Genomic DNA, 12,421 nt, shown 5'->3' with positions numbered 1-12,421 from the left:
CCATGTCCGTATTCAACCACCCCACCCTGGACGCGCTGGATGCCCTTGGGCCGCTGTTTCGCGACGTCGGCCACCGGATGGAAAGCGACCCCAGCGACTGGGCCCCGCTGTGGGACCATGAATTGCTGCGCGCCATCACCCTGATGGAGGTGCCCGAGCCCTGGAACCCCCTGCCCAATTGCGGCGGCTTCTTTGGTCCCGACCCGATGGTCTATGGTCTTCAGATCGCCGTCGCCGAACGCATCGCACGCCATGACGCCGGCTGCATCCTTGCGCTGCCGACACCGACCATGTCGGGGTTCGCGGTGCGGGTGTTGGGCAATGCGCAGCAGGTCGAAACCTATTTCAGCCGCTATACCGCGCCGAAACCCGGCCGCAGCTTTTTCGCCATCACCGAACCCAGCGTCGGATCGGACGCGACGGCGGGGCGCAGCGTGCTGCGTGACACGCCCCGGGGCCGCCGTCTGGACGTCGAGAAAAAGTTCATCGGCGGTGCGGCGCAGGCCGATTTCGGCCTGATCTTTGCCCGGGACGAACGCAGCAACAGCCACAAGATGGTCATGGCCGATGCCGATTTCATCGCCGGTCTGCAGATCGAACGCCTGCGCCATCACGGTCTGGCCGGGGCCGACCTGACCCAGATCACCGCGCAGGACATCGACGTTCCGGACGAATTGGTCCTGGGTCACGGTCTGCAACGCGGGCTGCGCGACGGGTTCTATGCCATGAACAGCGTCTTTGAACGCTATCGCCCGGTGGTCGCCACGCTGGCCATCGGCGGCGCGCGCGGCCTGATCGACTGCATGGCCGAACTGGGCCTGAACGACAGCCTGCTGGAACCGCTGCGCATCCGGCACATGGTGTTCCTGGGGCGGCTTGAACAGATCGCCATGTCCTATGACCGGGGCACGCAAAAGGTGCACGAAACCTCTTGCCTGAAACTGGATGCGGTCAGCTTCCTCGACGAGGTGGTGGCAACTGTGTTCCGGCACATCCCGTCGCAGGACATCTTTGCCCACCCTGACCTGCTCAAGCGGTGCCGGGACGCGAAATCCTATGAGTACATGGAGGGCACCTCGAACATTCACCTGCTGCAGGCCTTCCGCAGCTATGTAGCCGCGAGCGCCTGACCCATGAGCCTTTACCTGAACACACAACACATCGTCTGGGACGAATTCGGCGGGCTGGAAAAGCCCAAGGAAGAATGGCGCGACCAGTTCGCCTATTGGGAGGACTACGTCGAAAAGTTCTTTCAGTCGAATGGCATGGCCTTTGATCCCAGCGACTGCAACGTCGAACCCTGGCTGATGTCGGACGACCGCGCGCCCTTTGCCGGGATGGTGGAAAACCTGCTGCCGCGCCTGGCGGAACGCACGGGGCTGGACGATACCGACGCGATCCTGTTTGCCCATTGGCTGCCCGATCTGCACCTGGGCACCTCGGTCACCAATTTCGCGATGCATCAGCTGGGGCTGCGCAACTGCTTTGGCTTCGCGATCTCGGATCGGGGACTTTCGGCGCCGTTCTTTGCCTTTGACAGCCTGTACAAATACCTGCTGAACGGGCGCCGTCGCGGGTTGCTGATCGTCGCGGATCAGAAACACGTGATGTACAAATCCGACCTTGTGCACCGGCTGAACCCCAAGAACGCTGCCTGCGTGGTGCATGTGGACACCGAGAATGAAACCGGGCTGCGCTATGCCGGCTATCGCCGTCACGTGCTGGCGCAGGGCGAAAGCGCGGGCGCGGCGGTTGCGACGATCCTGGACGGTCTTGGGCTGGACGCGGCGCGCACCTGTCTTGTGGGGCCTGCCGATCTGCTGGATGCCGCCGCGCTGGGCGCGGACCGTATCGTCACGCAGGACAGGCTGGTCTGCTCGGCGCCCTTTGCCGCGCTGAGCCAGGCCCAGGACATGACCCGCAATTACCTGCTGCTGTGCCGCGACGGCCAGGCGGTGTCAGCCCTTGGTTTCGAAGGAGAGTCAGCATGAGACTGGCGTCTTTCTCGAAATACGTGCCCGAGGGCCGCATTCCGGTCTCCGATTGCGTCGCCGCCACCGGCGCATCGCAGGGCGAGGCCAAGGCCTTTGGCCGGTTGTTCGGCTTTGACAGCGTGGCCAGTACCCCGGCGGACATGACGCTCGAGGCGGCCTTTGGCCAGGTGCTGGACAGGGTCGCGCCCGGTGCGGTGCTGCCTGATACGCTGATCTACGTGCACGGCAACCCGGTGCAATACGCCGAAGGGCGCAGCCCGGTGCAGGCGCTGGTCGCCAGCCATCCGATCCTTGCCGGGATCGAGGATGTCTATGAAATGGATCAGCAGAATTGTTCGACCCTGTTCTGGGCGCTTCAGGCAGCGCAGCGGTTGCTGGCGGATGATGCGCGGGCGGTGCTGGTCCTGGCCGGTGACAGCCTGCACCAGATGCCGCTGGGCGAACGCTATGCCCCTGGCGTGACGGCGATCGGTGATGCCTATTGCGCGCTGTTGCTGGACGGCGAAGCGGGCGGCACGCAGATCGACAACATCTGGCTGAAGACCTGTTCGCAGCACTACGCGGGCCGCTTTGGCACCGCCGCCCAAAGCGCGGCCTTCAACGCCGAGCATACGGCGCTGGTCAATGCGATCCTGGACGGCACCGGGTTTGACGTAGCCAGCGATGCGCCGATCCTGCCGCACAACGTCAACCGGCTCAGCTGGACGCTTTATGCCAAGCAGACCGGGATCGACCGGGATCGCATCTGGCTGGATCTGCTGCCTGACCAGGGCCACTGCTATACCGTTGACGCGGTGTCGATGCTGGACCGGGTGCGCGGCACCCGCTGCCCCGAGGCAGCGCTGTTGTCGGTCGGGCAGGGCGGGTTCCTGGGTGGCTGCATGGTCCGGCGGGAGGCCGCGTGATGGAACTGGTCCGGATCGCCCATACCATGGACTGCGCGAGCTTTCCCGACCTTGCCACGCTGGGCGAGGCCTATGGCTGGTCACAGCGCACGCACCGCATCTTTGACCGGATGTTCGGGCTGCAATCGACGGCCCTGCATCCAAAGATGTCGCTGGCCGAGGGGCTGCGCCTGTCCGCGCAGCGTCTGGCCGATCAAAGCACGGAGTTGCGCGGCACGGTCGACTATCTTGTCTATTGCCACGCGCTGAACACCGCGCTGCCCCTTGAACAGGAAACCCTGTCGCAGATCGCGGCCCAGGTGTTCGACAGTACGCCCGAAGTGCTGTCCGTCACCCACGGATCTTGCGCCAGCGCCATCATGGCGATGCAGATGCTGCGAACGCTGCCCGGCGACCGGCCCGCGAACATCGTTCTTCTGACCGGGGAAAAGTGCTTTTTCGAACTGCTCAACTATGCCGACAACAACGGACTGTTCGGGGAACTGGCAAGCGCGGTCTATCTGCGCGCCGGGGCAGGGCAGGGCGGCACACGGGTTGCGGCCACCACCGCAGGGGTTTTCGAAGGCGTCTGCCAGCCGCTGGCCAAGGCCGACAGGGACTTGGCCGCCAGCTATGACCAGGCCTTCATCCCGACCATGACCCGCGCGGTGCAGACCGTCCTGGACGAGGCCGGGCTGACAGCGGACGACATCGACGTGATCCTGCCGACGCATCTGTCGCCCTTCACCTTCAACCGGGTCGCCGCCCAGCTGGGCATTCCCGGCGAACGGGTGATCAAACAGAACCTGTCCCGCATCGGCCACTGCTTTTGCGGCGATCTTTTCATCAACTACGACACCTGGCTTCAGGCGGTTCCGGCCAATGACAGGCCACTGAATGTCCTCTCTTTTGCCGCGGGCATGACCGGCTCTTACGCGGCGATCATCCTCACCAAGGACCAATGCGCATGATCCCCCATCACCTGTTCCTTTACCAGCACCTGGACCACAGCGCCGCGCGCCGCGCCGATCATGTGGCGGTGCAGGACACCCGCATCAGCCTGACCTATGGCGCCCTGCGCCAAGAGGCCGTGGCCATCGCCCGCCGGCTGCAGACGCTGGGCGTTCAGCCCGGAGACCGGGTCATCCTGCTGCTGGAAAACTCGGTCGATTTTGCCCGTGCCTATTGGGGCGCGGTCTATGCCGGGGCGGTTGTCACCCCGCTAAGCGTCGAGACCAAGACCGACAAGCTGGGCTTTATCCTGGGCGATTGCACCCCCGCCGCCGTCATTGCCGACGAGGCACTGACAGACGAGGTGCACGTGGCCCTGCCCGCCGACCTGAACCCGGCGGTGATCAGCCTGCACGCCCCCGGCGAGATCACGGCCGACGGCCCGGCGCCCTGCGCGGGCCGGGTGATCGACCAGGATCTGGGCTGCATGATCTACACCAGCGGTTCGACCGGGCACCCCAAGGGCGTAATGCTGAGCCATCAGAACCTGACGGCCGCCGCGCGGTCGGTCTGTACCTACCTGGGGTACACCGAAGACGATCGCATCTTTGTGACCATCCCGCTGACCTTTGACTATGGCATGCACCAGTTGACCATGGGCGCGCTGGTCGGCGCGACCGTGGTGATCGAACGCAACTTTGCCAGCCCGCTGTTCACGCTGGACCGGCTGGTGAAGTCCGGCGCGACCTGTTTCCCCCTGGTGCCCACCATGGCGCCGCTGATCTCGGCGCTGGCCGACCGGTTCGATTTCTCGGGGATCCGGCTGATTTCCTCGACCGCCGCGGCGCTGCACCCGCGCGTCATCGACCAGCTTCGGGAAATCTTTTCGCAGGCGACGGTGTTCTCGATGTACGGGCTGACCGAATGCCATCGCTGCACCTATCTGCCGCCTGACCAGTTGGAGCGCCGCAAGGGTAGCGTCGGCATCGCCATCCCCAACACCGAAATGTGGGTCGAGGACAGCGAAGGCCAAAGGCACTATCGCGACGCAACCGGCACCCTGGTGATCCGCGGCGCAACGGTGATGAAGGGCTATTGGAACAACCCCGAAAAGACCGCACAGCGCCTGCGCCCCGGCAAGTTCCCCGGTGAATTCGTGCTGAACACCGGCGATCTGTGCCGGCTGGACCCCGAAGGATACCTGTATTTCATCGCCCGGTCCGACGACGTGCTGAAGATCCGCGGTGAAAAGGTCGCCCCGAAAGAGGTCGAGGACGCCCTGCTGATGCACCCGGCGGTGTCCGAGGCAGTTGTCGTCGGACGCCCCGACAAGGTGCAGGGCCACCAGCTGCACGCGCTGGTGACGCTGAAACCGGGCATGTCCCCCGATCCCAAGGAGCTGCGCGACTGGTGCGCCCAGCACCTGGAAAGCATCGCGGTGCCGCGCCGGGTGGAAATCCGCGAAGCCTTTGCCCGCAACGCGAATGGCAAGATCGACCGCAATTCCCTGATCGACGAACTGGCCTGAGGAGGACCGAAACGATGCTGACCCTTCGGGAAAGACCGCGCAGCCTGACCACGGGTGCCGCGCGCTGTATCGCCGATCTGCCGCAGATCTCGATGGACAGCGACCATTACGCCTCGATCGGGTTTCTGCGCTCGGTCCAGATGGCGGCGCGCAAACACGGCCCGGTGCTGAACCTGCGCTTTGACCGGGACGGCAACAAGGTGCTGCTGGGCGAAGCGGGCTTTGGTGACGCATGGCGGCGGCATTCGCGGCAGCTGGTCAAGGACGTGGACGACTATCCCGCTCCGGCCTCGCTTGCGCGGATGTTGCTGGACAACAACCTGACCACCGCCCGCGAAGGTGCGGAATGGGAGGACATGCGCGCCCAGTTCGCCCCGCTGATGCGCTACAAGATGCATTCCTACGCCGAGGCGGTCGAGGCCGCGGCCGAGCAGATGATCGAAAGCCTGTCGCGCACCGACCCGGACCGCCCCTCGCTTTGGAGCGTTTGCGGAACCTGGTCGGCGCAGACGGTGGCGCACCCGGTGCTTGGGTTCAGCTTTACCGACGACATGGTGCTGGATCTGGTGAATGCGCTGCGCCAGTGCATGTTTCACCTGGTCCAGGAATCCCCGGGCAAGGACCGCGCGGCGCTGCTGAACGACGACCAGCTGCTGAAAATGCGCGCGCGGCTGGGGCAGCTGGTGCATTGCGCCATCCGCCTGTGCCGCCCCGGCGACGATACCATGGTGGGCCACCTTTTGGACCTGCGCGGGGTACCGCGCGGCTCCGAGGCCGCGCCCGAGGTCGTGGCAGACCTGCAGCCCATCCTGATCGGCGCGCTGGCGGCGACGGTGCACAACAACTCGCTTGGGATGTTCTGGACCATGATGAAGCTGGCCCAGCACCCGCAGGCCGCCGCCGCCGTCGCCGCCGAAGCGCGGCAGGGCAAGGACGCGCCCTGGCATCTGAACACGGCCCCCGTGGCCCTGGCGGCCGTGCGCGAAGCCCTGCGCATCAACCCGGTCCTGCCCTTTATCGAACGCAAGGCAACCGCCGATCTGGACCTGAACGGGCTGTCCATTCCGCGCGGCACCACGGTCGTGTTTTCGCCCTGGATCGTGCACCGCGATCCGCGCGACTGGCCCGATCCGATGAACTATGACCTGACCCGGTTCACCAATGGCGAACGGGTCGACCTGACGCGCTGGTTCCCGTTTGGGCTGGGCCACCGCGCCTGCATCGGATCGAACCTTGCGCTGAACCAGATTGCCCGGTCGATCACGCTGATCTGTGACCGTCTCAGCCTGTCGATCCCGCGCCAGACGCTGGCGTCCTATTGGCAGCCCACCTACCGCGTCCTGCTTGAACCGCGCGAGGACGGCGGCGTTCTGACCGCCGTTCCGCGCCCCTGATCCCCCAAACCGCAACACAAGGAACCTGACCCATGAAAGCCCATTTTGCCCAAGTCGTCGAAGCCATCCGCGACATCCTTGAATTCCAGTCTGCCGAGCAGTTGACCGAAGACACCCTGCTGGAAACCGACCTGGGGATGGACAGCGGTCTGATGCTGGAACTGATCATGCAGCTCGAGGACAGCGTCGAAGGCCTGGTCATCGACCAGGCGTCGATTTCCTACGAGGAATTCAAATCCGTCGGCTCGGTCTGCGATTACATCGCTGCCCGCGTCCAGATCGCCGAGCCTGCGTGATGCAAGGGGCCGCCGATTTTCTGGCACGAATCCATGCGGGCTTTGCCGGGGTTTCGGCACCGGCCTGCCTGCATGACGCCGGGGACCTCAGTTTTGACCAGCTGCACGGCCGGTCCTCTGCCCTTGCGGCAGAGCTGGCCGGGGATCGGTCCCCGGTGATGATCCGGGGGCACAAGCATGCCAGCTATCTGGTGGCCTACTGGGCCTGCCTGCTGGCGGGCCGCCCCCTGATCCCGATCGAACCCGACCTGCCGGTGCAGCGCATCCGCGATGCTGCCGCCAAGGCCGGTGTCGGTCTGATGCTGGGCGCCGGGACCGCCGCGTTGACGGATGATCCCGGTGTGCCGCAACGCGATGTGACCGATTTTGACGAAAGCCTGCCGGGGTTCTCCCCGGTGCCGCGCGCGGGCCGGGATACGGCCTATATCATGTTCTCGTCCGGCACCTCGGGGCAACCCAAGGGTATCCGCGTCAGCTATGACAACCTTGCAGGTTTTGTCGACTGGCTGCGCGGCGGGCTGTTGCCCGACGTGCCGCTGCGCGCGGTGACGGGCAACGTGCGCTATTGTTTCGACGTCTCCCTGTTCGAGCTGTGGACAAGCTGGCTGCGCCGGATTCCGATCTCGGTTCTTGATCACGGCGACTTCATCAACTCGCGCAAGTATATCGACCGCTACGCCGCGCATGGGGCGGGGCTGTGGATATCGACGCCGTCGGCCATCCAGTTCTACATGCGGGACAAGCAGTTCAACGGCCAGAACATGCCCGACCTGCGTCTGTTCCTGTTCTGCGGAGAGATCCTGCCGAAACATCTGGTGGTCGACCTGCGCCAACGGTTCCCCGGCGCACGGGTGATCAACACCTACGGGCCGACGGAATGCACGGTGGCGGTGACCTCGGTCGAGATCACCGACGATCACCTGGTGGCTGAGCGCCCCTTGCCTATCGGCGCGCCGCGCCGGGGCTGTTCGCTGGTGCTGGAACAGGGGCAGATCACCATCTGCGGTGCGCCGGTTGGCCCCGGCTATGTCGGGCTGCCCGACAAGCAGGCCGCCGCCTTTCCCGCGCCGAACCGCTATCGCACCGGCGACATCGGCCATCAGGGCGCGGACGGTCTGTGGTACTTTCAGGGCCGCGCCGACCGCGAGATCAAGCTGCAGGGCATCCGCATCGACCTGAACGAGATCGAGGCCCAGATCCGCGCCCTGCAGGGTGTGCAGGCGGCTGTCGTCGATCCGCACAAGCTGCGCGGGTCGTACCGGGCGCTGAACGCCTATGTCAGCGGGCCTGATTGCGCCGACGGGCTGGCCAGCCTTGCGCGCCGCATGGCCACCGATCTGCCTGCCTACATGGTGCCGCGGTTCTGGTTCGGCTGCCGCGATCTGCAATTCAACCACAACACCAAGCTTGACCGAGGCACCTTCATGGCCGCGGCCCACGCAGGAGATTTGCGCTATGTCCATGACTGAGGTGATCGACAAACCGGGGCTGGCCCCGCCCGAAATGCCGGTCAGCGAAGGCCAGTTCGCCACGCTGGGCCTGATCAAGATCGCCGAACGCGCGGTGCGCCAGCACGGGCCGGTGGTCACGCTGCTGTTGCCCGGCGGGCGGCGCATGACGGTGCTGGGCCGGGCCGCCCATGCGGCGCTGTGGCAGGACAACCCGGATGCCTTTCACAAGGACGTGGACGACCCGCATTCCGGCGTGTCGCTGACCCGCGCCGTTCTGGGGCCGACCTTGCTGACCGCCCGCGCGGGCCAGGAATGGGACACCATGCGGCGCGAGATGACGCAGATCCTTGGCCTGTCCAAGACGTGGTTCCAGCGGCCCTTGGCGCAGGCGACGCAGGCCCTTGTCACCGATCTGCACACCCGCCCCGATCTGCCCCTGCTGGAACACTGCATCGCCTGGGCGACCCGCGCGATTTGCGAGCCGCTGATCGGCCAGCGCGCGCTGGATGCGGTGTCGCGCGACCTGGTGCACCGGCTGAACGCCAGCTTTCTGGCGCTTTTGTCCGACCCGGTCGGCGCCGCGCCGCAAGGCATTCTGGACCACTACGCACAGGTCATGCAGCGCATCGCGGGGGAACATGGCCCCGACAGCATCGCCAGCCATGTGTTGGCGCGCGCCGGTGACGCGGACCAGACCGATGCGCTGCGTGCCACTGTCGGCGGGCTGCTGGTCGCCAGCCTGCATATCAACGCATTGTCACTGTTCTGGGCGCTGGTTCAGATCGCCGAGGACGCGGCCCTGCAGGACGCGTTGCACCAAGAGGCCAAGCCATGGGCGTTGGACCCGCGCCGCGTGGTCGACACGCCCCTGGCCTTTGCCAGCATCCGCGAGGCTCAGCGCCTGCGCCCTGTCATGGCCTTTATCGAACGGCAGGTGAAAACCGAAATCGCGGTCGACGGCCATACCCTGACCCCGGGGGATACGGTGCTGTTTTCGCCCTGGCTGGTGCAGCGCGGACCGGATTGGCCCGAGGCCCTGCGCTTTGATCCCGCGCGCTTTGCCCCCGGGCAGAAACAGCCCAAGGGCAGCTATTTCCCCTTTGGCATCGGCCCGCGCATCTGCCCCGGCACCAACCTTGTGAACCAGCAGCTGACCTTTGCCCTGTCGGGCGTCGCGCTTGCGCTGCGCCTTGCCCCCAACCCGACGACCCGCGCCGGGGATCTTGCCCCGATGTTCCGCGTGAACCTTGAACCGCGCGGCCCCGTCACCCTTGTTGCCACCCCGCGTTGACCGAATGTCACGCCCAAAAGGACCTTTGCCATGGCTTTGACCCTTGCCAGCCGTTTCAAGACCCTGATCGACCTTTGCCAGACCCGGTCCGGCCAGACCGCGCTGATCGGTGTGCGCGACAGCCTGAGCTATGCGGGGCTGGGTCGCCGCACGCAGGCGATCTATCACGCGCTCAGCACCGCGCCGCAGGGCATGGTGTTGATCCACGGACACAAGGAAATGGACGTGGTGCCCGCCATGATGGCCGCCACCTTTGCCGGGCGTGGCTTTGTCTTTGCCGATATTTCCTATCCGGCCGGCCGTGTCGCGCAGATCATCCAGACCTGCAATTGCGGCGTTGTCCTGCGCACCGATCCCAAGGCCCTGCAGACCGATCTGTTCACCATCGACACCGGCCGCCTGTCCGACCGCATTCTCGAAGATCTGCGTCTTGATCCCAAGGACGAAGAGGCGCTGTTCTATGTCACCTTCACCTCGGGGTCGACCGGGGTGCCAAAGGGCATTCCGACCACCCGCGCCAGCTATGCCGCGCTGTCCGACTGGTTTGAACCCGAAAACACCGGCTCCGCCGGCGGCACCGATGCCCATGTCAGCCACGCCAGCATGGCCTTTGACATGAGCATGAGCGACATCTGGACCGCCCTTTTCGCCGGGCGCAGCCTGTATCTGCTGGATCACACCAATACCCTGTCGCCGCGTGCGAACATCCACCAGTTGCTGTCGCACCCCAAGGCCCCGGCAGGCACGCTGACCGCCACCCCGGCGTTTTTCGCGCTGATGCTTGAGGACCCCAAGTTCAACGCCCAGACCCTGCCGCGTCTGCGCGCCTTCTGGATCGGCGGCGAGGCGGTGCAACGGTCGCTGCTGCTGCGGCTGCGTGACAGGTTTCCCGGCTGCGAGATTCACCATGCCTATGGCCCGTCCGAATGCGCCTGCATCACCCATTCGCATATCCTGAGCGATGCGGCGCTGGCCGGAACCGGGCCGCTGCCGCTGGGCCCCGAACAATCGGGGTGCCGGGTGCTGGTGGACACGGGCAAAGGCTTTGCCTTGACCGGGCAGGGGGAAATCGTGCTGGTCGGCCCACAGGTCGGCACCTGTTATTGGCCGCTGGACCACCCGAACAACGCCAATTTCGGCATGGTACAGGGCATGCGCAGCTATCGCACCGGCGATCACGGCGAAGTGGACGAAACCGGCAGCCTGAAGATCCACGGCCGCATCGACAACCAGGTCAAGGTCAACGGGTTCCGCATCGAGCTGGGCGAGATCGAGCGCAGCGCCGTGCAGGTGGACGGCATCCGGCAGGCCGTGGCGCTTCAGGCCGATGAAAGTAGCCCGACCCGGGGGCTGATCCTGGTGTTGAACGGCGACGGCCTGGATCAGGGCGCGGACAAGATCGGCCATGTGCGCGACCACCTGCGCGCCACCCTGCCGCCCTTCATGATGCCGGCCAAGATCGTCATCGCCCCCGACCTGCCGATGTCGCACAGCGGCAAGATCGACCGACGTGCGATGAAAGAGCGCTTTGGCACAGCGTGATATTCAACTAACAAGTGCGGGCCTAACCACGTTTCCCAACAAGGCCCGCACCGTATGTTTTCATTGCCCCTGCCTTTTGTCGTTGTCCTTTTCCTTGCCTTTTTCCTGCTCAGCCTGATTCTGGCAGACAAGCCCTGGACCCTGACGCGCCTTGCTTTTGCAGGGCTTTTGGGTTTGGGCATCCTGCACGGAAGCGTCACCGGCCTGGTCTGGAGCTATGATCTGACCTGGCTGCGCCCGGCGCTGCCGATCCTTGCCTCGCTTTTGCCTGTGGCGACATGGCTGGCCTTTCGCAGCATGGCGCAAAGCGCGCGCAGGTTGCATCCCACCCGCATCGCGCTGCACCTGATACCGACGCTGGTGATCGTGCCGCTGGCCTTTACCGGGTCGCTGCTGATCGACCCGATCATCGTCGCCAGCTTTGTCACCCATGGCGTGATCCTGTGGCGGATGGGGGCGCAGGGGCCGGACGGGTTTCAGAAAACCCTGCTGCACCGGGCCTTGTCCGCGTCGCGGGCGGCGATGGGGGCGGGGGTTCTGCTGATCCTCAATGCGCTGGTCGATATTTCCATCATCGTGGATTTCCAGCTGACCGGGGGGCGGCACGTGCTGACCATCCTTTCGGCGATTTCCGTGCTGATCCTGCTGCTGCTGGCCGTGGTCGCCGCCACCGGCATCAACGCCGCCAGCGAGGACGAGCCCGAGGAAGAGGACGCGCCCAGGCCGCAACTGCCCGCCGTGACCGAGGATCACAAGGACACGCTGCGCAAGGTCGATACCCTGATGCAGGACACCCGGCTGTACACAGACCCCGACCTGACGCTGATCAAGATCGCGCGCAAGCTGGGCATTCCGTCGCGCGAAATCTCGACCGCGATCAACCGGCACAATGGCATGAACGTGTCGCAATACGTCAACCGCCTGCGCCTGGACGAAGCCTGCCGCCTGCTGGACACCACGGACCAGTCCATCACCGAGATCCACCTGGACAGCGGGTTCCAGACCAAGTCGAACTTCAACCGCGAATTCAAACGGCAGTTTGGTTGTTCGCCGTCGCAATGGCGGGCAGGGCGCCGGGACAAGGCGTGAT

Annotated in this window: 11 protein-coding genes; all 11 read left to right on the top strand. The window is 65.3% G+C overall.

Features of this window, described 5'->3' with window-relative positions:
- Positions 1 to 2: 2 nt before the first annotated feature.
- Genes QF118_RS02920 through QF118_RS02870 form a run of 11 tightly spaced genes read left to right on the top strand, consistent with a single transcriptional unit; the run spans position 3 to position 12,420 of the window.
- A complete protein-coding gene (locus QF118_RS02920) occupies positions 3 to 1,130 on the top strand; it encodes an acyl-CoA dehydrogenase family protein (RefSeq protein WP_282301154.1) in 1,128 nt (375 codons plus the stop codon).
- A 3-nt stretch (positions 1,131 to 1,133) separates the two neighbouring features.
- A complete protein-coding gene (locus tag QF118_RS02915) occupies positions 1,134 to 1,991 on the top strand; it encodes a hypothetical protein (RefSeq protein WP_282301153.1) in 858 nt (285 codons plus the stop codon).
- Positions 1,988 to 2,899, top strand: a complete 912-nt coding sequence (locus QF118_RS02910) for a beta-ketoacyl-[acyl-carrier-protein] synthase family protein (RefSeq protein WP_282301152.1) — start codon at positions 1,988 to 1,990, stop codon at positions 2,897 to 2,899. Before QF118_RS02915 ends, QF118_RS02910 begins: the two co-directional genes overlap by 4 nt.
- Positions 2,899 to 3,849 carry a 3-oxoacyl-[acyl-carrier-protein] synthase III C-terminal domain-containing protein gene (locus QF118_RS02905; protein WP_282301151.1) on the top strand — a complete coding sequence of 317 codons (951 nt, stop codon included), beginning with the start codon at positions 2,899 to 2,901 and terminating at the stop codon, positions 3,847 to 3,849. Before QF118_RS02910 ends, QF118_RS02905 begins: the two co-directional genes overlap by 1 nt.
- Positions 3,846 to 5,357: a class I adenylate-forming enzyme family protein gene (locus QF118_RS02900; RefSeq protein ID WP_282301150.1), complete on the top strand. Its 1,512-nt coding sequence runs from the start codon at positions 3,846 to 3,848 to the stop codon at positions 5,355 to 5,357. Before QF118_RS02905 ends, QF118_RS02900 begins: the two co-directional genes overlap by 4 nt.
- Before the next feature lie 14 nt (positions 5,358 to 5,371).
- Positions 5,372 to 6,751, top strand: coding sequence for a cytochrome P450 (locus QF118_RS02895; protein ID WP_282301149.1), 1,380 nt, complete (start codon positions 5,372 to 5,374; stop codon positions 6,749 to 6,751).
- A gap of 32 nt (positions 6,752 to 6,783) precedes the next feature.
- Positions 6,784 to 7,047, top strand: a complete 264-nt coding sequence (locus QF118_RS02890) for an acyl carrier protein (RefSeq protein WP_282301148.1) — start codon at positions 6,784 to 6,786, stop codon at positions 7,045 to 7,047.
- On the top strand, positions 7,047 to 8,516 hold the full coding sequence (locus QF118_RS02885; protein WP_282301147.1) for an AMP-binding protein: 1,470 nt from the start codon (positions 7,047 to 7,049) through the stop codon (positions 8,514 to 8,516). Before QF118_RS02890 ends, QF118_RS02885 begins: the two co-directional genes overlap by 1 nt.
- Positions 8,503 to 9,789 carry a cytochrome P450 gene (locus QF118_RS02880; protein WP_282301146.1) on the top strand — a complete coding sequence of 429 codons (1,287 nt, stop codon included), beginning with the start codon at positions 8,503 to 8,505 and terminating at the stop codon, positions 9,787 to 9,789. Before QF118_RS02885 ends, QF118_RS02880 begins: the two co-directional genes overlap by 14 nt.
- A gap of 30 nt (positions 9,790 to 9,819) precedes the next feature.
- The gene (locus QF118_RS02875; RefSeq protein WP_282301145.1) at positions 9,820 to 11,331 is read left to right on the top strand and encodes an AMP-binding protein; all 1,512 of its coding nucleotides are present in this window, start codon (positions 9,820 to 9,822) and stop codon (positions 11,329 to 11,331) included.
- Positions 11,332 to 11,385: 54 nt separating this feature from the next.
- Positions 11,386 to 12,420 (top strand): helix-turn-helix domain-containing protein, encoded by a 1,035-nt coding sequence (locus QF118_RS02870; RefSeq protein WP_282301144.1) that lies wholly within the window; start codon positions 11,386 to 11,388, stop codon positions 12,418 to 12,420.
- Position 12,421: the final 1 nt, after the last annotated feature.

The sequence above is a fragment of the Tropicibacter oceani genome, assembly GCF_029958925.1.
Taxonomy (GTDB): domain Bacteria; phylum Pseudomonadota; class Alphaproteobacteria; order Rhodobacterales; family Rhodobacteraceae; genus Pacificoceanicola; species Pacificoceanicola oceani.
Note: the sequence above shows the minus strand (reverse complement) of the source record. Positions and strands in the feature narration are given on the sequence as shown.